Genomic DNA, 18,932 nt, shown 5'->3' with positions numbered 1-18,932 from the left:
ATCGTACATATTGCGATGTTTTTTTCTTTTTCTACAATGAAATCTTTAAATGAAATATATTTCATCTGCATCTTATATTTATATCTCTTGCTTATTCTAGTAATACATCCGGTGCGAGTTGATGTGAATAAAATATAAGGAGAGAATTAAGATGAAAAAGAGACTATTACCAATTTGTGCAATGGCACTTTTAGCAGTAGGATATTCTTCAGTAGCGAGTGCAGATACTGGAACAGTAACAAAGGAAGAAGCGCAAGTGCAACAAGATAAAGCTAAAAAAGAAGAAGCAATTAAGGAACAGCAAAAAAGTGAAGTAGAGAAAAAGCAAGCGGCACAAGTACAAGAAAAAAATGATATGGCTAAAAAAGAAGAAGCAATAAAAGCTGAGAAAAAAAGTGAAGAAGAGAAAAAGAGAATAGCGCAAGAACAGTTAAAAAACGATATGGCCAAAAAAGAAGCAGCGATAAAAGCCGAGCAAAAGAATGAAGTAGCTAAAAAAGAAGTAGCAAAGCCAGTTGTACAAGGTGAAAAATTACCAAATACAGCATCGAATAATGTAGTAATGATGGGATTAAGTGCATGTCTTGTAGCGGTAGGTACATTATTTGGTTTGAATCGTCGCAATAAGATTAAAGCGTAAATAAAATATTTTCCTATAAAGAATGGGATAATTTCATATATTAAAAATGGTAGGTTACTCCTACCATTTTTGGCATGGAGGAATGAAGAATGAAGTTACTCAATTATATCGGTATCATATTGATGGCTATAGGGCTATTCATGGGATCCTATTATGCTGTGGAATGGTATAAAGGAAGAAGCTCTGCCGGGCAATTAACTGCAGAAGAAATAAAGAGCCTTAAAAATATACAAGATACTCAACTTTCTCATGAAACACCTGTAACTTCTCAAGTGCCTTCTTCTCAAACAGAACATAAAGAAGGAGAAAAGGTAGCGATGTTAAACATACCGAAAATAAAGAAGAAGTTTTCTATATATTGGGGAGCAGATGATACGACTTTGAAAAAAGGAGTGGGTATGTTCGTTAGCGATTTAACGACAACTCCATCTGGAGGGGGACATACTGTACTGAGTGGACATCGAGATACTGTATTTACAGATTTAGGAGAGTTGAAAGAAAAGGATACTCTTATTTTAGAGTATGATAATAAAACGTACACATACGAAATTCAAAAGACGTGGATTACCCATGCGGATGATCGCACTGTTATTATAAAAAAAGAAGAACCGATATTAACACTGACAACTTGTTACCCATTTAATTATATAGGGGATGCACCAGATAGATATATTATCGAGGCGAAGTTAACTGCTAGTTATTCAAAGTGAAATTATAGTTTCTGAAAGCGAGAGGGGGATAAATAAGTTATGTCAAAAAACATTTTAATTGTTGAAGATGAAGACATATTACGTGAAATATTAAAAGATTATTTTTTAAGTGAGCAATATGTAGTGTTTGAAGCGAGGGACGGGAAAGAGGCTTTAGTTGTATTTGAAGAAGAAGAGGTTGATTTAGTTATTTTAGATATTATGTTGCCAGAACTCGATGGATGGTCTGTTTGCCGAAGGATTCGAAAGACGTCCGAGGTGCCTATTATTATGCTGACGGCGCGTGTAGATGAAGACGATACGTTACTTGGTTTTGAACTTGGGGCAGATGATTATGTGACGAAGCCGTATAGTCCGCCAATTTTATTAGCAAGAGCGAAAAGGTTGTTAGAAAGCAGAAAAGTGACAAAGCAACTTTTAGAGAATGAAGATGATACATTATCAATCCACGGCATTCACGTTCATTTTCCGTCTCGCACTGTTACGGTAGATAGAACCGATATTAATTTAACGCATACAGAATTTGAAATATTAGCGTATTTCATGAAAAATCAAGGAATCGTTTTAACGCGAGAGCAACTCATTTCAAGAATTTGGGGATATGAATTTGCTGGTGATGATCGAACGGTGAATAGTCATATTCGTAATTTAAGAAATAAATTAGGAGAGAAAGCAAAGTACATTACAACTGTAGTACGAACTGGTTATAAATTTGAGGGGAATATATGAGAAAAGGAATTGTACTAAAATTATTTACTCTTACAACAGCATTATGTATGTTGATTTTAGCGACGATATTTATTGGACAAACGATATTTTTTAAACAATATTATGCGAATCGAAAAGTGGAAGATATTAAAGTAAATTTAAATTCCTTTGAGAAGAATTATTTAAATTATGCAGGAAATGCAGAAGAAATTCAAAAACTAGAGCAAGACTTTTTAAGAGAAAATAATACGTGGATTACGACATTAGATAAGAACGGGAATTTAAAACATGCAGATGATTTTTATTTTGAAGTAACGATAGATCGTAGGCAACAAAAGAGCTTTGGACAACAAATATTCAAAATTCCTTTAGGCAATCTCGTCAATATAGAAGAGATTGAGAATAAATCATCAGATCAGTTTCTAGGCCAAGGAATTTATTTTTCTGGAGTGAAAAAAGGAGATAGTTTTATTCCATTCTCTTTCTCGTTATCTAAGCAGAATTTAAGTGGATCTAATAAACCGTTAGAAAAAGCATTTAAGGAGAAAATGAGTAAATTAGATGAGGAGAAAAAGAAAGCAGCTGAGGAACAAGTAAGTAAGGAAAAGAAGCCGGCTGTTCAGGAGCAAGCTGCCCAAGAACCAGATGCTTATATAGGTGGGTTTGTTACAAAAGTACAGTTTCCAGATGTAAAAGGCCCCGTAAATCCAATTTATAAAAATACTTTGTTTTTGGATAGTATAAAAGAATTTCAAACGGATGTGTTACTAAAAGAGAGTAATCAAATAGAGTATTCAACAAAGACAATGGACTACGAAAAGAATGATATAAAATATAAATTATTAATGAAACCAATAAAAGAAAAAGACGGATCGGTAACATATATTTATGCGATGGCTTCTTTACAGCCGGTAGATGAAGCTGTACAAATGGTGCAAGATTATTATATCTATATCATTGCATTTGTAGTCGTTCTTATTTTTTTAGCTTCGTTCTATTACTCAAAACAAATTGCAAAGCCATTATTGAAAATAAATGATACAACAAAGAAAATAGCGCATTTAGACTTCACAGAAAAAATACCGATTACTTCGAAAGATGAAATTGGAGATTTATCGAAAAATATTAATGTGCTATCAAATAAACTCCATTCGCATATTGGACAGTTAGAAGAAGATATTGAAAAGGAAAGAAAGTTAGAAAAGACGCGAAAAGAATTCATTTCTGGTGTTTCACATGAATTAAAAACACCGCTAAGTATTATGAAAAGCTGTATTTCTATTTTAAAAGACGGGGTAGCTGAACATAAAAAAGAGTATTATTTTCAGGCAATGGAGAGAGAAGTAGACAAAATGGATACGTTAATTTTGGATATGCTTGAGTTAGCTAAATTTGAATCTGGTACATATAAAATGAAAAAAGATTCGTTTTATATTGATACAGTAATTGAAGGTATATGTGAACATCTATCTGTGGAAATAGAGAAAAAAGAACTTCATATTCATAAAAATATAAGTTCATTTGAAGTGATTGCAAATCAAGGCCGGATTGAACAAGTCATCGTGAACTTCATTACGAATGCTATACGATATACACCAAATAAAGAGGATATTATTATTTCTACAATAGATGAGAAGAATCGTATAAAAGTGTGCATTGAAAATAAAGGTACTCATATTGAAGAAGAGCAATTAGATAAAATTTGGGATCGTTTTTATCGCGTGGATACAGCTCGTCAGCGTTCACAAGGTGGGACGGGGCTTGGGCTTGCTATTTCAAAGAATATTTTAGAACTACATGATGCTGAATATGGGGTAGAAAATACAGAAGATGGTGTATTATTTTATTTCTATTTACCGAAAAAAGCGTAGACAATATGATCTATGCTTTTTTAATTTATTTTCATATTATCTTTACCTAATCTTTATTTTTAATCAGTATAATTTGTTTAGAAAATGAGGTTATGTAAGGAGTCGATGAACCGTGCATAGCAATTGGCTAAGTATAATGGTATTTATTTTCTTTTGCGCATTTATTGTATTTTTAATTGATATTACGATATGAAAAAAGAGCGCTCATTAAGCGCCCTTTTTTTGTGTATTCATTTGATAAGCACTGATGCTCTTGAATAAGCGTGGTGAAGTGATAAATAAAAATATAAGTAAAACGGTACATAAAATAAAAGAACCAAGCATTGTACTTCCATTTACGATTAATGAATATAACACAGCTGATTGACCTTTCGGCGCATATTGTCCCCAGAAAATAATGCCGGCAATAAAGTGGCAGAAATAGCGAGCAAAGCTACCGATAAATGTAGCAAGGATAATATAAGCAAGGACTTTCTTACCCTGATTTTGTTTTGATGAAGGTTTGTCTTTACGGTTACCTAAATTTGATTGTTCTAAGCTATTTTCATTGGATGTTAAAAGTGCTTTTTGAATTGGACGATAGAATAAGCCAGCAAATCCGATAAAAGCAAAGGCAATGAAGTACTCAATGAATGCTTGAACAGGTGTTAAAATATAAGCATCTCCCACGACAATTTGTAATAGTCCCCAAACTAAACCGCCTAAGAAAGCTGATTTAAAGCCCCAGCGGTAAGCAATAATAAAAATAGGAATCATAGCGAATGAGATAGAACCGCCTGTTGGAAGTTTAAGTGATAATGGTAAAATATCGATAATCATGGCGAAGGCTGCAAGAATAGCAGATTCGATCATCGCTTGTAAATTGGTGTTACGCATGTTGTCTCCCCCTAAATCCAAGTTGTACAAAAAAGAATAGATATCATAGGAGGATACGAAATACGTAAATAAAAATGAGGTATGTATTTCGGACGTTTGCACAATCCCTGCGTTAGCATTAACTAACAGGTTCGAAGGGTCGGAACGAAGTGTTCCCTCTCAGCGGCATGGCTCCCCCAGTGATAACGAAATTCTTTATTTGTTATTGTTTATTGTAAGCGAAATGGATGAGAATGGCAAACGAATACAGTATGACAATAATTGAAATAGAATTGTAGCGAAATGTTAATAAATATGAAGCAAAAGGGTATAGTACAAGAGAAATTGGGTGTGGTATAATTTTTTTGAAAATAATTATCATTCTCTTCTGAGGGGGAAGGTTATGAGCTTAGTAGATATTAAAATTGGAGAGAAAGTGTTAGTAAAAAGTATTCAGTCTTTAGATCAGCTATTAAAGCGTAGACTAGCTGCTTTCGGTCTTGCTGAAGGAAGCGAACTTCGCCTGAAACAGAAAGCGATGTTCAAAGGTCCTTGTACATTGGAGTGTCGTGGACAGTTAATTAGTATTCGTCATTGTGATGCGAAAATGATAAAGGTGGAATTAGCGTGAATAAGGTAGCTTTGCTAGGGAATCCGAATACAGGGAAGACATCATTATTTAATGCACTTACTGGTTCTTATGAATACGTAGGAAACTGGAGCGGTGTAACAGTAGAAAAGAAGGTTGGTAAATTAAAAGATAGACAAGGAACATTAATTGATTTGCCAGGTGTGTATGATTTAAATCCAGTTTCACGTGATGAAGGTGTTGTAACAAACTTTCTATTAACAGAAGAATTTAATCATATGTTAAATATCGTAGATTCCTCGCAGTTTGAAAGAAATATGCATTTAACGTTGCAGTTACTTGAATTTGGTAAGCCAGTCTCAATTGGTTTAAACATGGTTGATGTGGCGAAGCAAAGAGGAATTGTCATTGATGTAAAACGATTATCAGAGCTATTAGGTGTAACAGTCGTTCCTGTTGTTGCAAGAAGTGGAAAAGGCTGTGAAGAACTGCTTACGACTCTTAAAGAAAATGACAAAAAAGAGAAAAAGCCATTCCTTATTTCATATGGTGTACAAATGGATGAAGGAATTGGAGAAGTAATTGCTCTTTTAGAGACAGCGAATTACGAGCATCCGAGATGGTTAGCACTTCAATTTTTAAGTAATAACGAAGTAGTAGAAAAAGAAATGAAAGCATTACCAATTTATAAGGAACTCATAGCCATTCGATCTCGCTTAGAAGGAAAACTTGATTGTACGTTAGAAGAGCACATTTACAAAACTCGTGAAGCGTATATTGAAAAGTTAAAAACAAATGTTATGAAGCATGAGAAAGAAGGGGAAATTCCTTTTTCAGAAAAAATTGATAGATTAATTACACATAAAATTTTAGGACTTCCAATCTTTTTAGCAGTTATGTTTTTTATTTTTCAGGTTACGTTTACGTGGATTGGGACACCGTTATCTGATATGTTAGATGAGTTTTTTGCTGGCCAGCTTACGGATTGGGTGACAGCTGGACTTACAAGTGTTGGGGCTTCTGATTTTATTCAAGCACTCGTTACAGAAGGTATTATTGCTGGTGTTGGTGCTGTATTAGTATTCGTTCCACAAATCTTTGCACTATTCTTTTTCATTTCATTATTAGAAGACTCAGGATATATGGCGCGAATTGCAGTTGTTATGGATAGAATTATGGAGTTCTTCGGTTTAAACGGAAAAGCGTTCATTCCGATGATTATCGGTTTTGGATGTAATGTTCCAGGTATTATGGCAGCGAGAACGATTGAACAAGAAAAAGAACGTTTACTTACAGTTCTTGTAACACCATTTATGTCTTGTTCGGCACGTTTACCTGTATATGCGTTATTTGCGGGAGTATTCTTCCCTCATAGTCAGGCAACTGTTGTGTTCTCCCTATATGTTGCAGGGATTGTCCTTGCGTTATTAGTTACAAAGATTATGTCTCTTACCATTTTAAAAGCGGAAAAATCTATTTTCGTTATTGAACTACCGCCTTACCGCGTGCCGCAAGCGAAAACGTTATGGCTAAGTACGTGGGAGAAAGGGAAAGGATTTGTTCGTAAAGCAGGTACATTTATCTTCGGTGGTTCTGTTGTCATTTGGCTATTAAATTATGCAGGGCCATCAGGAGTTTGGTGTTGATATGGGAGACAGTTTCTTAGCAATGATTGGTGGATTTATCGCACCACTATTTGCACCGCTTGGTTTTGGAACGTGGCAAGCTGCAGCTTCCCTTTTAACAGGATTTTTAGCGAAGGAAGTTGTCGTTTCTACAATGGCCATTATTTATGCGGTGAAAGAAGATGTGCTTGGAAATGTAATGGGAGCACATTATACAGCATTATCAGCTTATGCATTTATGTTCTTTATTTTATTATATGTTCCGTGTTTAGCGACGGTAGCTGTTATTAAACGTGAAACAGGATCAGCGAAGTGGACGATTTTCTCAGTCGTTTATCCACTCGTAGTTGCTTATGTATTAACGCTCATTATATACCAAGTTGGATCCTTACTCGGATTTTAGAAGGAGATGTATTGTGATGATGGTCAATATTATAATTGGAGCTATCATTTTTGGTTATGCAGCATATACGTTAGTTAATTTTGTAAAGAGAAGTAAAAAAGGAAAATGCGCGGCATGTTCTTTAAATAAGTCATGTCAGTCGCAAACTTGTAGCCCGGATATGGAGCAAATTGCTCATAATAAATAGAAAAAAGCTTTGCGAATTTGAAGTGACCCCTAAAAGTTAGACACGGTTATTTCATTAGGCAGCTTGATAAAAATGAGTCCGGTATTGCACCGGGCTCATTTTTAATTTTGCCTTTATCCGTTTTGTATTGTAATAATCTATATATTTTTCTAATTCTATTTTGAAGTGCTCTACACTTTCAAACTCTTTTATGTAGAGAAACTCAGACTTCATGATTCCAAAGAAATTCTCCATTACTGCGTTGTCATAACAGTTGCCTTTACGAGACATACTTTGTACGATACCTCTTTTTTGTAATGCGTGACGGTATTGTTTCATTTGATAATGCCACCCTTGATCTGAATGCATCATTAGTTGGTGATTTTCAGGTAAACCTTCTAATGCTGTCTCTAACATTTCTGAAACAAGTGAATACGTCAGTCTAGAGCCAATTGTATAGGTAATGATTTCACCATTATACAAGTCTAATACAGGTGATAAATAAAGTTTCTCACCGAATAATTTAAATTCTGTAATATCGGTTACCCATTTTTCATTTGGCGTATCTGCCGTAAATTTACGCTCTAAAATATGAGGTGCAGTTCAATTTCGCAAAGCTTTTTTGTTTTACTTTTTAATTTTTACAAGTTGAGAAGCTTCTACGCCTTTGTAACCAGGGAATTCTTTACTTGGGTCTTTATCAAATTTTAATACACCTACAGATTTTTCATCACCTTTTACATTGCTGTAAGTTGCGTCATCGACAATCGCATACATATCTGTATATGCACGACCACTTCCGATAATTGTGTTGCCTTCATATTTTAATTTTGCCCCATCAAGTGCAGCATTTTCTACTTTTTCTTTTGCAAATAATACACCTTGTTCTGTTGTTACAGCTGGTAATTTATCAAGTGGTTTCGTGTTGTCTTTTTCATCAACTTTGCTAAGTAACTCTTTTTTCACTAGTTCTTCACCAGTTTTCTTATCCATTACAAGAACTTTTTTACCATCTAATGTTGTCATTTTCATTTTATAGAAGTCTTTTTCTTTCACTTCTTTTTTGTTTTTATCTGTAATTTGCTGAACTTGTTCTTCTGATCCGTACAGTACAAAGCCGTTCGCTTTTTCTCCTAATAAAGAACAACCTGATAATGCTCCAAATGAAATTGCTGCTGCTAATCCGATTCCTACTAATTTTTTCATGATGATTTCTCCTTTTATATGTTTTATAGTAAATACAATTTTTGTATTATTGCTTACAAGTGAAGAAGCTTGCTTGTTGCTTCTGGTATTAGTGTATAAGAAATATTGGAATGCAACTATCGAGTTAGCTTACAGTAACATTACACTTATGTAATTTAGTGAAATTGCACAAAAGTAAGTTAATTTCAAAGAGGGATAATGAGAATATATTAGAAATACAATATTGTATATAGAATGTCATATTATAATGGATGTATTTTGGAAATAACATGTAAGGACATATTAGTTTTGTTATAATAAACACATAGGCTGTAAAATGAATATTCTTTACTGTAAAGGGAGATTTTTCAGTTTTCCAAGTAGTGAATTTGAAATATGAGGTATATCATAGGAGGAATTTAGATGTCTGTATTTAAACGATTAAGAGATTTAACAATGTCAAATGTGTATTCGTTAATTGAAAAAGCGGAAGATCCAGTTAAGATGACTGATCAATATTTACGCGATATGCAAGCTGATGTACAAGAGGCTGAGAAAAGTGTAGCAGCTCAAATCGCACTTGAGAAGAAATTCAAAATATTATTTGAAGAGCAAGAAGCACTTGTGAAAAAACGTGAAGAGCAGGCTCATATGGCTGTTCAAGCTAATAACTTAGATCTTGCGCGTCGTGCATTAGAAGAAAAACAAAATGCAGAGCAAAAAATGAATGAGTATAAAGCAAGCTACGAGCAAAATAAAGCTGCTGCTGATAACCTGCGCCTAAAGCTAGAAGAAATGCGTAAGCAATTAAATGAGCTGAAAAATAAACGTGAAACACTTGTAGCGCGTGTAAATGCGGCGAAAGCACAAAAGAATATTAATCAGGCGATGTCTGGATTTGATTCAAATTCAGCAAAAGCTGGTTTAAGCCGTATGGAAGAGAAAGCTCTTCAATTAGAGGCTGAAGCGGAAGCAAGCGGTGAAGTTTATAAAAAAGAAAAATCATTAGATGATGAATTCGCAAGCTTAAACAAAAATTCTGCTGTTGACGATGAATTAGCTCGTATTATGAAGCAGTATGAGAAATAATATAGAATAAAGACAAATGAACCGACATGTCTAAACAAATTCATGTCGGTTTTCTATTACCCCGCATTAACGGGCAGTAAGACTCCCACCTCTACTTTTTGTGAAAGCAGAGAGGTGGGGGGAGATCTACTGCCCGTAAATGCCCGATTGGTTCAACTAATAATCAGCGGGGAATGAACACCTCCCCACTGATTAAAGTTTCACTTTATATTTAGAGGAGGTTTTGCAATGACATGGACAAATGTATTAGCCATGCTTGTATGGACTGGAGCGAGTGCAGTACTTTTATTTGCAATTATGTGGGTTGATTCGATTTTTACAAAATACAATGATTTAAAAGAAATAAAAAATGGGAATACAGCTGTAACAACTCGTTTCGTTATGAAATTATTCGCGCAAGGGTACATTTTATCTCAATCGATAACGAAAGCAAATGATTTATGGCAAGCACTTCTTGCATCAGCAGTTTCTTTCGTTATTTTATTAGTGGTAGAAATGTTTATCGAATTTGTGTTAAAGAAAATGGCTGGTTTAGATTTAGAAGAAGGTACGAAAGAAGGCAGTGTTGCGCACGCGATGTTGGCCGGATCATTACATATTGTGGGTGCACTTATTTTAGGTGCTTGTTTATAAAGAGAGAAGGAGGGGTAGCTCATGAGTTTATTTAAGCGAATTAAAAATATAATGAAAAGCCCAGAACCGCCGAAACCAGAGAAAAGTTTGTTAACGTTAGCTCCTGGCGATATGGTTGAAGTTTCATTAGTCATGTATGAATTAATTGGGAAAACGAGTATGCATTCTCGTAAAGAAATTGTTTTAACACTGCAAGACGGGAAAGATATTCGTTATTTAAAAATTGAAGATCGTGAAAATACGTATTACAAATTATATACACCAATTGATGGTCGTTTAGATTCGATTGATGAAATTCCGACGACAATTGAGATGGATGATACAGAGTACCATATGGAAGAGCAATATAACGGACGTGTTGTTGTGATGGGGAAAACACCATTCTCAGCTTCAGAAGAACAGTATGTATGGGAGTTCCAATCGGATAATCGAAAATTATTACGTATTGAATGGCAAAATGGTCGCACAATGATGTATGAGGGAGAAGCAATTATTCCTGCTGATGTACAAATTATAAGAGCAATGTAAGGGGGCGTAATCATGTCAAACCGATTGTTTACCATGATTAAATCGTTCGTGATCCCTATACTTGCTATCGTTACATTACTTGTTGTTGCTGGATATGCCTTATCAGGTTGTCAGGGCGGGCAGACAAAGTCGATTCAAGACCGTTATCCGCTTGAATCTGTTGCAAAAGAAGGTAAACAAGAATCTTACGTGTATAGGGCCGCCAATCGGTCAGTTCCTGAAGTCGCGAAGGAACTCATGAATGAAAGAGAACCGAAGCAAGCATCTAAAGAAGACGAAAATCAAATGTTCCTCGTTTATTCTGATAAGATTTATAATCTGCAAAAGGATAAAGAGAAGCCATCTGATACGTTAATTGAAATAAGTAATAAAGAGTTTGTCCGTCAAAATTACCAACCGTCCTTCCTGCAAGGATATATTATGGGTAGTATATTAAATGATATATTCGGTTCACGAAAATCATCGTACGGTGATTATCGCGGATATAATGACAGACAAAATCATAAACCAGTTATTCCAGAGAGACCGCCTACGAAAGAAGAAAAGAAAACCCCGCCTCCAATTACGAAGGAAGGGAAAGGGTCTATCATTAAGCGTGGCGATAATGTAGATTCGAAATCTTCTGTAGGAGATACAGGAAGTATTACGAAAAAAGGAAGCAGCACGCCTCCGCCTTCTACTGGAAGCAAAGGGAAAATAACGAAAACACCAGGTGGTTCGAGCGGATCAGATGTGAAGCCGAAATCATCTATTAAAACGCCGCCAAGGAATACATCTCCTCCGAAAACGAGGGTCGGTGGTTCAGGAAAGATTACGAAGAGAAGATAGTGTAGAGACCGAAAAGTGAAATTTGCTTTTTGGTCTTTTTTTATTATGGAAATTAATTCCTTATAACTGGTACAATGAAGTTATAAGGAGGAGATTATTATGACTATGTATAAAAGATTTAGTGTAATTATGTTCCTCGTATTATTCTTAAGTTTGTTTATTAGCACAACGATGAAATTGCACTTTGTAGTAGGTATTCTATGGATACTATGTACATGTACTCTTTTTCTGTATGTTCCGCTTCGTTTCCAACAAGAAGTGCCAGCCTTTCAAAAATACGTGGTATGGATTAAGAGCGGGGGAAGATGGGGGGAGTAAAAATATATCAGCGATTATCGAAATATATCGACTAACCGACAAAAACTGACAACAATAACAGAAGAGGGTGTGCCAATATTGGGCACCACCCTCTTTTTTCATAAAGATTAATGAATATCACGTTTCTTAAAGTTACCGCCTTTTACTTCTGCTACGTCATAAACTGTAATAAAGGCGTGTGGATCGATTTCATTAATAAGTTCTTTCATTTTACTTTCTTCTAAACGGTTAATTACACATGAAATTTCTTTAAACTTCTCTCTTGAATAACCACCGTATACTTCGTTATATGTTGCACTTCGGCCTAAACGATCGCGAATTGTTTCTACCATTAATTCAGGCTCTTTTGTAATGATTTTAAATGCTTTCGAACCACTTAAACCAACTTCAACGATATGAATCACTTTCGAAGCAATAAAGTAAGCAATTGCCGAAAGGATAGCTCCTTGAAGACCGAATACGGTTGATACGAAAATAAATACGAACATGTTTAAGAATAAAATAAGGTCACTCGTTCCAAATGGTAACTTACGAGAAAGCAATACAGCAAGCATATCGATTCCATCTAATGCCCCACCGTTACGTAATGCTAGTCCCATACCAAAACCGATGATAATACCACCAACAACTGTAACTAATAATGTATCGCCTTCAATAATAGCTGGTATTCCGTGCATGACAACGGTACCTATTGCTAATGAAGCAATTCCAATAATAGAATAAATCGCAAAGCTTTTACCGATTTGCTTATATCCTAACCAAACGAAAGGAATGTTAATAACTGCGATTAGAGCTCCTAATGGCAATCCAAATAATCTTGAACTAACGATACTTAAACCAGTTACACCACCGTCTGATACGTTATTTGGAATTAATACTGCTTCTAATCCGTACGCTGTGATAAATGCCCCAATAATAATCATCAAAGCTTTCGAAGCAATTTTTAGCTTATTGGGCTTGTTTTTGATAATTTTCTCCATGTAATTTCCTCGTTTCAAACTAGTTTCTTGTTTGTTACATAATTCACACCTAAATTTTATTTTAACATTTAATTTGAAAAATTTCTCCTTTAATGGATGTATGCAGGGAATATTATGACCATATTATCTTTAAAATATTTTTGAAATAAGTATAAGAAATCCCATCCTTTCAAAGGATGGGATGCTATTAAGAAAATATAAAACTAAGTATTGATACGAATACAGCGAAGCCTAAAATAGTTCCACATATTTTCATATGGCGCTTACGTCCCATTACGACAATCGCAACATATTCACGGATCATTGCGTTAGGCCAGTAATAAAATGCTGTCTTTGATCCAATTCCTTGGCTATTAAGACCAGCTTGTCTTGCATATATACCAGCGCGGAAAAGGTGAAAATTATTTGTGGTAAAAATACTTTTATATTTACCTTCAGGCTTTAAAGAATCCATAATTTCTTTAGAGAACAACATGTTTTGATATGTGTTTACAGAGCGATTTTCTTGCACTGTATGTTCAATCGGAATGCCTTTTTCAACAGCGTAATTTTGCATTGCTTCTGCCTCAGGAAGTCCTTCATCTGGACCTTGACCGCCAGAGAAAATAATTGTTGGTGGTGTATTAACAGCAGCTTGTTTCCAATAAAAGTCGATAGCTTTATTAATTCGGCTTGCAAGTAAAGGTGGTACTTTATCATTAATTAAGCCGCTACCGAGAACGATAATGAAATCTTGATTACGTCTTGGTCTGTTGAATTGGTATAAAAAATATGCGCTTAAGAAGTTAGATAAGTGTATAAAGAAATATATGCTTATAAGAGAAATAGCTGCAAAAATAGGCTCTAAATGCGATGAAACCAAACTTGCTGGATTTATAATAGGGAGTAACATAAAGAATAACATCCCTAAAGCAGCAAGGAGTGTTAAACAGTTAGTGAACCGTCGTCCTTCTCGCTTCATTAAAATTCTAGCATTAAGAAATAGCCCAAACATTAAAGCAACAATACCGAAAGGAAGCATAATGAGAAGTGCTAAAAAAGGTAAAAATATAATGTAGCGTAGGACATCACTATCTGAGTTCAATGATACAATCACACAAAAAAGAAGGAAAAAACAGATAAAGGCATTAAATAAAAAGCCGTTTATTATTTTTCGCGGATCTTTTAAATATGAGATAAGAAAAATAATAAATAATATAAGAGGAATAATTCCGAAATACATCATAAATATAGTACACCTCAACTTGTATAAGAATTTGACATACCTTTTATATTACATGATTTTATAAGTGAAAATGAAAGAAAAAGGATTTTGAATTTTCTCAATAAAATATATAGATACGTATGTTACAATATATTCAAAGCGATATATTAAAAGTAAAATGGTTGAAAAGGCACTCAGTAGAGTGCTTTTTCTTTTTGTATGCAATTGTGCATATTATATTTTTTTTCAAATGAAGAGGATTACAATATAAGTTGTAGACAGACTTTATAAAGCAGAATTTCATACAAACATTTCCCTCTACTTTTTGTATCTAACAATCGTATAACAATAAATAATTCTGTTTTATAGTGTCTGTTTTTGAAAGGTGTCTTTTTTGAAGGCACCTTTTTTTATTAGTATAGATAGTTTACACTGTTAGCATAGTGTAAACTATCTATACTAAACATTAGCAATCTTCCGTATAAATATTATCAATTTACTATATATTCCAGTGGTGTTAACCTACATATGAAAGGCTTTCTTTTTCAAAATATTACCCCTAATAAAATTTTGAAGAAGTCAACTGTCTCCAAACTTGTCTTTATGCTTAAAGAAAAAGCACTCAAATTGAGTGCTTTTTCCTTATTGAAACATGCTATTTTTCTAGGCGATTTTCATAAAATAAAAGTAAAGAAATGAAAGTGGGTGACAAAATGCCGGCAGTTGTGGAAGGTGTTATTATTGAAAACTGCAATGGAACAATTAATGTAGGTGACAAATATAACGTACAGCCGATTGAAAAGACGAAGGCTTATAATGGATCGGGATCATCAAATACAGGAATGAAAGTACAAACGTTTAGCGGGATTAGTACAGCTGATGTATGGGATAATGATGCGAATGATCAGGGGATACAGTTTACTTTATAGTACAGTATGTAAAATTGCATAAAATGATGAAGTTGCCCTATGATACAATCTAGCTGTGAGCTGTTAATGATTCTTCTGTAGTATAGTTGTTAGATTAGAAATATAACATCTTATCGAAAATCATACGTATAAAAAAGACACTTCAAATGAAGTGTCTTTTTTACCTTAGTGATACCCTTTAGCAGAGTCTTTATGAATTTTATTTTTAAATATACTGTAGCTCCAAAGCTGATATCCAATAACGATTGGTACCATGACCATTGCAACGAAGAACATAATTTTTAAGTTTAATTGACTACCAGCTGCGTTGTATAACGTTGTACTGTATGCATCGTTAATACGAGATGGTAACATTCTTGGGAACATACCTGCAAAGCCAGTTGTCATAAACATTGCGATTGTTAGGCAAACGAATGTGAATGCAAGGCCAATTTTATGTTTGTACACCATAATTAGTGCGAGTACACTCATTAGCATTGCAAGTACTGGAAGAATGAATAGTACCGGATATTCCGTAAAGTTTTGGAATAAGTTTGTTCGATTAGCAGTCGCTACATAGAAAATAGCTAAAATGATAGCAGCTGCCATTGAAAACGGTCTTGCGATTTTATAAGCACGGTCGGATACTTCACCAGTCGTTTTAATCATGACCCAAAGGGCACCGGATACGACAAATATAGCAGTGAAGAAAAGACCACCTAATATACCGTAATGGTTTAGTAAGCTAAGTAAATTTCCTTCATAGCCATTTTTTCCGATTTGTAGTCCGTAATACAAGTTAGCAAATGTAACACCGAATAAAAAGGCGATTAAGAAACTGCCAATTGCAAATGCCCATTTACAAGTTTTTTGCCAAATTGGTGAATCATCTTTATGCATGAATTCCAGTCCAGCGGCACGAGCAAATAGTGCAAGTAATACTAAGAATAACGGTGTATATAAATAACTAAACATATTAGCATATGTGACTGGGAAAGCAGCAAATGTTGCGCCACCAGCTGTAATTAACCATACTTCATTACCGCCCCAGAACGGGCCAATTGCTTCTTGTAATTGATTTCGTTCTTGTCGATCTTTCGTAACGAAAGGAAAAATCATTCCGTTACCAAGTGCATACCCGTCAAGAATGAAGTAAACTGTCCAAATCACGCCCCATAAACCGAACCAGATGATTGCAAGCATATCATGAGACATGAGCCACACCTCCCTCAGTAGCAGGTTCTTCTAATGCGGCAGGTCCTTTTTTCGCGAACTTCAGCATTAAGTATACGTCTGCGATTAAAAGTAAAGTGTAGAATAAAATTAAACTAATTAATGAGAACCAAATTTGTGGAACAGATATAGGCGATACAGATTCTGCTGTACGCATTAGTTTATATACTGTCCATGGTTGGCGACCTACTTCAGCGACAATCCATCCTGCGTTAATCGCAATATAAGGAAGTAAGACAGACCATATTGTAATTTTTAAATAACGTTTTGAGTTTTCTAGTTTTCCTTTTCGGTTTAAATAGAAGCCATACCAAGTTAATGCCATAAAGAACATACCGAGTGCAACCATTAAGCGGAAGCTATAATACACGAGGTTAACATTTGGACGTTCATCTTTCGGAATATCTTTTAAACCAACAATTTCGCCATCAAATGAATTTGTGTAGAAGAAGCTTCCGAGTTTTGGAATCGTAAGGAATTCAAAGTTCTTCTCATTTTTTACATCAGGAATTTGAACAATTGAGAAGCCTTGTCCTTTTCCAGTTTCCCAAACTGCTTCCATCGCAGCTCCTTTTGCGGGTTGATATTTAGCTGCTGATACACCAGATTGATGTCCCATAAACGGTGTAATTGTTGCGGCGAATAAGCCTAACATTAAGCCGAACTTAAATGATTTTTTGAAGAATTCAACTTCATTTTTACGTAATAAGTGATAGGCACTAATTGCCATAACGAAGAAAGCACCAACAATATAACAACCAACTACAGTATGGAAGAACATATTCCAAGCGTATGGATTCGTAACGAGTGCCCAGAAATCATTTAATTCAGCGCGGCCGTTACGTACTACGTAGCCAACAGGGTTTTGCATAAAGCCGTTTGCTGTAATAATCCAAAGGGCGGAAATATTTGTTCCAAGTGCAACCATCCACATGCAGAAGGCACGGAACTTTGGTGAAATTTTGTCTTTACCGAATAACCATATTCCCATGAAAGTAGATTCTAAGAAGAAGGCAACAAGTGCTTCGATTGCGAGAGGTGATCCGAAAATGTCTCCCATATATTTGGAGTACTCAGACCAGTTTGTTCCAAATTGGAATTCCATTGTAATCCCGGTTATAATCCCCATTACGAAGTTAATTGTAAATAATTTACCCCAGAAATTTGCCATTTTGCGGTATGTTGGATTCAATGTGCGGGCGTATTGAGTTTCCATACATGCCACCAAAATAACAAGTCCGATTGTCAAAGGTACAAATAAAAAGTGATAAAAAATAGTAATTGCAAATTGAAAACGACTCAGTAACAGAACGTCGGACATAATAAATATTCACTCCTTTTTTACATTATCTACAATCAGTTTATAGTGAAAATACGTTTAAAGTATGTGAAACTTGTTACAAAGCTGTGTGTATATTTTGAAAGAATTATGTCGATTATCTGAAAATATCTTATTTTTACTATAAAGCGATATCCTTTTTGAGTTTTTCATATTTTGGTACACTATTTATGTAGTGTAAACGAGAGAAAAGAGGGTCCTTTACTATGAAGTCATTAGAAGAGATTTTGCAGTACAATGAGAAATTTGTTGAAGAGAAAAAATACGAAGAGTATGAAACAGGAAAATTCCCGAATAAAAAAATGGTAATTATCTCTTGTATGGATACTCGTCTTGTTGAATTATTACCAAAAGCAATGAATATGCGTAACGGTGATGTGAAAATTATTAAGGTAGCAGGAGCTGTTATCTCACATCCATTCGGAAGTATTATGCGTAGTATTTTAGTTGCTGTATATGAACTTGGTGCTGATGAAGTTTGTGTAGTTGGTCACCACGATTGCGGTATGGCAAAAATTCAGGCAAGCAGTACAATTGAGAAGATGAAAGAGCGCGGTATAACAAATGAGAAATTAGATACACTCCGTTATTCTGGAATCGATTTAGAAAGATTCCTACAAGGGTTCTCTAGTGTAGAAGAAAGTGTAGAACATAGCGTATCGATACTTCGCAACCATCCGTTACTTCCAGAAGAAGTACCTGTTCACGGTCTTGTTATCGATCCTGAAACAGGAAAATTAGATTTAGTTGTGAATGGTTACGACAATTAAGAATTTACTTTGTCATCCTTTTTATCTGGGACAGGATCAAATCCTCCCGGGTGGAAAGGGTGACATTTTAATATACGCTTACAAGTAAGCCAAAAACCTTTGAGTGCACCATGTTTTTGAAACGCCTCTAATCCGTAATGAGAACAAGTCGGATAAAAACGGCATGTTGGTGGTGTCATCGGAGAAATGAATTTTTGATAAAAGCGTATAATCCCAATAAAAATCTGTTTCATAACGGTCTCCTTTTCAGCATATTCTTAAAGTATTATAGCACGACTGTACATAATACTTTACTAATGTGCATTTCCGTTATATCATATTGGATATAACGGAATTAAATTAAAAGCGGG

At 34.8% G+C, this 18,932-nt stretch carries 20 protein-coding genes, 2 pseudogenes and 1 riboswitch; of the genes and pseudogenes, 14 read left to right on the top strand and 8 right to left on the bottom strand.

Annotated features, from left to right (window positions below; translation table 11 throughout):
• The first annotated feature begins 151 nt into the window (after window positions 1-151).
• From BC_RS24010 to BC_RS23995, 4 genes are all read left to right on the top strand, one after another.
• Window positions 152-640: an LPXTG cell wall anchor domain-containing protein gene (locus tag BC_RS24010; RefSeq protein ID WP_000746705.1), complete on the top strand. Its 489-nt coding sequence runs from the start codon at window positions 152-154 to the stop codon at window positions 638-640.
• An 89-nt stretch (window positions 641-729) separates the two neighbouring features.
• A complete protein-coding gene (locus BC_RS24005) occupies window positions 730-1,350 on the top strand; it encodes a class D sortase (RefSeq protein ID WP_000771592.1) in 621 nt (206 codons plus the stop codon).
• A gap of 39 nt (window positions 1,351-1,389) precedes the next feature.
• Window positions 1,390-2,079, top strand: coding sequence for a response regulator transcription factor (locus BC_RS24000; RefSeq protein ID WP_000041856.1), 690 nt, complete (start codon window positions 1,390-1,392; stop codon window positions 2,077-2,079).
• Window positions 2,076-3,929 carry a sensor histidine kinase gene (locus BC_RS23995; RefSeq protein WP_001225342.1) on the top strand — a complete coding sequence of 618 codons (1,854 nt, stop codon included), beginning with the start codon at window positions 2,076-2,078 and terminating at the stop codon, window positions 3,927-3,929. The genes BC_RS24000 and BC_RS23995 overlap by 4 nt, the downstream gene beginning before the upstream one ends.
• Window positions 3,930-4,136: 207 nt before the next feature.
• On the opposite strand, the gene thiT is transcribed toward BC_RS23995, so the two are convergent.
• Window positions 4,137-4,805: an energy-coupled thiamine transporter ThiT gene (gene thiT / locus BC_RS23990; protein ID WP_001246588.1), complete on the bottom strand. Its 669-nt coding sequence runs from the start codon at window positions 4,803-4,805 to the stop codon at window positions 4,137-4,139.
• Window positions 4,806-4,891: 86 nt separating this feature from the next.
• Window positions 4,892-4,993, bottom strand: a riboswitch (TPP riboswitch).
• A gap of 194 nt (window positions 4,994-5,187) precedes the next feature.
• Here thiT and BC_RS23985 point away from each other — a divergent pair.
• The 3 genes and pseudogenes from BC_RS23985 to BC_RS23975 all read left to right on the top strand — a co-directional run bounded on the left by BC_RS23985 (window position 5,188) and on the right by BC_RS23975 (window position 7,588).
• On the top strand, window positions 5,188-5,415 hold the full coding sequence (locus tag BC_RS23985) for a FeoA family protein (RefSeq protein ID WP_000060512.1): 228 nt from the start codon (window positions 5,188-5,190) through the stop codon (window positions 5,413-5,415).
• A pseudogene (gene feoB / locus BC_RS23980) lies at window positions 5,412-7,401 on the top strand (ferrous iron transport protein B). The gene BC_RS23985 and the pseudogene feoB overlap by 4 nt, the downstream one beginning before the upstream one ends.
• A 16-nt stretch (window positions 7,402-7,417) precedes the next feature.
• Window positions 7,418-7,588: a FeoB-associated Cys-rich membrane protein gene (locus BC_RS23975; RefSeq protein ID WP_000989598.1), complete on the top strand. Its 171-nt coding sequence runs from the start codon at window positions 7,418-7,420 to the stop codon at window positions 7,586-7,588.
• 54 nt (window positions 7,589-7,642) lie between these two features.
• On the opposite strand, the pseudogene BC_RS28485 reads toward BC_RS23975, so the two are convergent.
• Window positions 7,643-8,167 (bottom strand): annotated as a pseudogene (locus tag BC_RS28485) (IS3 family transposase); the annotation flags it as partial.
• Window positions 8,168-8,194: 27 nt separating this feature from the next.
• Window positions 8,195-8,773: a lipoprotein BA_5634 family protein gene (locus BC_RS28480; protein WP_000737468.1), complete on the bottom strand. Its 579-nt coding sequence runs from the start codon at window positions 8,771-8,773 to the stop codon at window positions 8,195-8,197.
• A 402-nt stretch (window positions 8,774-9,175) separates the two neighbouring features.
• On the opposite strand from BC_RS28480, the gene BC_RS23960 reads away from it, so the two are divergent.
• From BC_RS23960 to BC_RS23940, 5 genes are all read left to right on the top strand, one after another.
• A complete protein-coding gene (locus BC_RS23960) occupies window positions 9,176-9,841 on the top strand; it encodes a PspA/IM30 family protein (protein ID WP_000110280.1) in 666 nt (221 codons plus the stop codon).
• A 228-nt stretch (window positions 9,842-10,069) separates the two neighbouring features.
• Window positions 10,070-10,474, top strand: a complete 405-nt coding sequence (locus tag BC_RS23955; RefSeq protein ID WP_000220322.1) for a DUF350 domain-containing protein — start codon at window positions 10,070-10,072, stop codon at window positions 10,472-10,474.
• Between the two features lie 21 nt (window positions 10,475-10,495).
• Window positions 10,496-11,002, top strand: a complete 507-nt coding sequence (locus BC_RS23950; protein ID WP_000051758.1) for a DUF4178 domain-containing protein — start codon at window positions 10,496-10,498, stop codon at window positions 11,000-11,002.
• A 12-nt stretch (window positions 11,003-11,014) separates the two neighbouring features.
• Window positions 11,015-11,830: a DUF4247 domain-containing protein gene (locus BC_RS23945; protein ID WP_000071211.1), complete on the top strand. Its 816-nt coding sequence runs from the start codon at window positions 11,015-11,017 to the stop codon at window positions 11,828-11,830.
• 99 nt (window positions 11,831-11,929) lie between these two features.
• A complete protein-coding gene (locus BC_RS23940; protein WP_000180104.1) occupies window positions 11,930-12,148 on the top strand; it encodes a hypothetical protein in 219 nt (72 codons plus the stop codon).
• 107 nt (window positions 12,149-12,255) lie between these two features.
• Here the strand turns inward: BC_RS23940 and BC_RS23935 are convergent, their stop codons facing one another.
• Both BC_RS23935 and BC_RS23930 read right to left on the bottom strand, forming a co-directional pair.
• Window positions 12,256-13,128, bottom strand: coding sequence for a YitT family protein (locus BC_RS23935; protein ID WP_000411240.1), 873 nt, complete (start codon window positions 13,126-13,128; stop codon window positions 12,256-12,258).
• 187 nt (window positions 13,129-13,315) lie between these two features.
• Window positions 13,316-14,353: a YdcF family protein gene (locus BC_RS23930; protein WP_000990093.1), complete on the bottom strand. Its 1,038-nt coding sequence runs from the start codon at window positions 14,351-14,353 to the stop codon at window positions 13,316-13,318.
• A gap of 674 nt (window positions 14,354-15,027) precedes the next feature.
• On the opposite strand from BC_RS23930, the gene BC_RS23925 reads away from it, so the two are divergent.
• A complete protein-coding gene (locus BC_RS23925) occupies window positions 15,028-15,261 on the top strand; it encodes a spore germination protein (RefSeq protein WP_002001299.1) in 234 nt (77 codons plus the stop codon).
• A gap of 165 nt (window positions 15,262-15,426) precedes the next feature.
• On the opposite strand, the gene cydB is transcribed toward BC_RS23925, so the two are convergent.
• Both cydB and cydA read right to left on the bottom strand, forming a co-directional pair.
• Entirely contained in the window at window positions 15,427-16,455 is a 1,029-nt protein-coding gene (gene cydB / locus BC_RS23920) for a cytochrome d ubiquinol oxidase subunit II (protein ID WP_000017662.1), read from the bottom strand.
• On the bottom strand, window positions 16,445-17,794 hold the full coding sequence (gene cydA / locus BC_RS23915; RefSeq protein WP_001286188.1) for a cytochrome ubiquinol oxidase subunit I: 1,350 nt from the start codon (window positions 17,792-17,794) through the stop codon (window positions 16,445-16,447). Before cydA ends, cydB begins: the two co-directional genes overlap by 11 nt.
• 224 nt (window positions 17,795-18,018) lie before the next feature.
• Here cydA and BC_RS23910 point away from each other — a divergent pair, with 224 nt between their 5' ends.
• Window positions 18,019-18,582, top strand: coding sequence for a beta-class carbonic anhydrase (locus tag BC_RS23910; protein WP_000838169.1), 564 nt, complete (start codon window positions 18,019-18,021; stop codon window positions 18,580-18,582).
• On the opposite strand, the gene yidD is transcribed toward BC_RS23910, so the two are convergent.
• Window positions 18,579-18,815 carry a membrane protein insertion efficiency factor YidD gene (gene yidD, locus BC_RS23905; protein WP_000809334.1) on the bottom strand — a complete coding sequence of 79 codons (237 nt, stop codon included), beginning with the start codon at window positions 18,813-18,815 and terminating at the stop codon, window positions 18,579-18,581. The genes BC_RS23910 and yidD overlap by 4 nt on opposite strands.
• Between the last annotated feature and the right edge of the window lie 117 nt (window positions 18,816-18,932).

This window comes from Bacillus cereus ATCC 14579, from assembly GCF_000007825.1.
GTDB classification, from domain to species: domain Bacteria; phylum Bacillota; class Bacilli; order Bacillales; family Bacillaceae_G; genus Bacillus_A; species Bacillus_A cereus.
Note: the sequence above shows the minus strand (reverse complement) of the source record. Positions and strands in the feature narration are given on the sequence as shown.

Bases quoted from the DNA above. Each gene is read 5' to 3' on its own strand.
- BC_RS23975 (WP_000989598.1), top strand. From the start codon at position 7,418: ATGATGGTCAATATTATAATTGGAGCTATCATTTTTGGTTATGCAGCA.
- thiT (WP_001246588.1), bottom strand. From the start codon at position 4,805: ATGCGTAACACCAATTTACAAGCGATGATCGAATCTGCTATTCTTGCA.
- BC_RS23925 (WP_002001299.1), top strand. From the start codon at position 15,028: ATGAAAGTGGGTGACAAAATGCCGGCAGTTGTGGAAGGTGTTATTATT.
- BC_RS23950 (WP_000051758.1), top strand. From the start codon at position 10,496: ATGAGTTTATTTAAGCGAATTAAAAATATAATGAAAAGCCCAGAACCG.
- cydB (WP_000017662.1), bottom strand. From the start codon at position 16,455: ATGTCTCATGATATGCTTGCAATCATCTGGTTCGGTTTATGGGGCGTG.
- BC_RS24010 (WP_000746705.1), top strand. From the start codon at position 152: ATGAAAAAGAGACTATTACCAATTTGTGCAATGGCACTTTTAGCAGTA.
- BC_RS24005 (WP_000771592.1), top strand. From the start codon at position 730: ATGAAGTTACTCAATTATATCGGTATCATATTGATGGCTATAGGGCTA.
- yidD (WP_000809334.1), bottom strand. From the start codon at position 18,815: ATGAAACAGATTTTTATTGGGATTATACGCTTTTATCAAAAATTCATT.
- BC_RS24000 (WP_000041856.1), top strand. From the start codon at position 1,390: ATGTCAAAAAACATTTTAATTGTTGAAGATGAAGACATATTACGTGAA.
- BC_RS23955 (WP_000220322.1), top strand. From the start codon at position 10,070: ATGACATGGACAAATGTATTAGCCATGCTTGTATGGACTGGAGCGAGT.
- BC_RS23940 (WP_000180104.1), top strand. From the start codon at position 11,930: ATGACTATGTATAAAAGATTTAGTGTAATTATGTTCCTCGTATTATTC.
- BC_RS23945 (WP_000071211.1), top strand. From the start codon at position 11,015: ATGTCAAACCGATTGTTTACCATGATTAAATCGTTCGTGATCCCTATA.
- cydA (WP_001286188.1), bottom strand. From the start codon at position 17,794: ATGTCCGACGTTCTGTTACTGAGTCGTTTTCAATTTGCAATTACTATT.
- BC_RS23960 (WP_000110280.1), top strand. From the start codon at position 9,176: ATGTCTGTATTTAAACGATTAAGAGATTTAACAATGTCAAATGTGTAT.
- BC_RS23935 (WP_000411240.1), bottom strand. From the start codon at position 13,128: ATGGAGAAAATTATCAAAAACAAGCCCAATAAGCTAAAAATTGCTTCG.
- BC_RS23985 (WP_000060512.1), top strand. From the start codon at position 5,188: ATGAGCTTAGTAGATATTAAAATTGGAGAGAAAGTGTTAGTAAAAAGT.
- BC_RS23910 (WP_000838169.1), top strand. From the start codon at position 18,019: ATGAAGTCATTAGAAGAGATTTTGCAGTACAATGAGAAATTTGTTGAA.
- BC_RS23930 (WP_000990093.1), bottom strand. From the start codon at position 14,353: ATGATGTATTTCGGAATTATTCCTCTTATATTATTTATTATTTTTCTT.
- BC_RS23995 (WP_001225342.1), top strand. From the start codon at position 2,076: ATGAGAAAAGGAATTGTACTAAAATTATTTACTCTTACAACAGCATTA.
- BC_RS28480 (WP_000737468.1), bottom strand. From the start codon at position 8,773: ATGAAAAAATTAGTAGGAATCGGATTAGCAGCAGCAATTTCATTTGGA.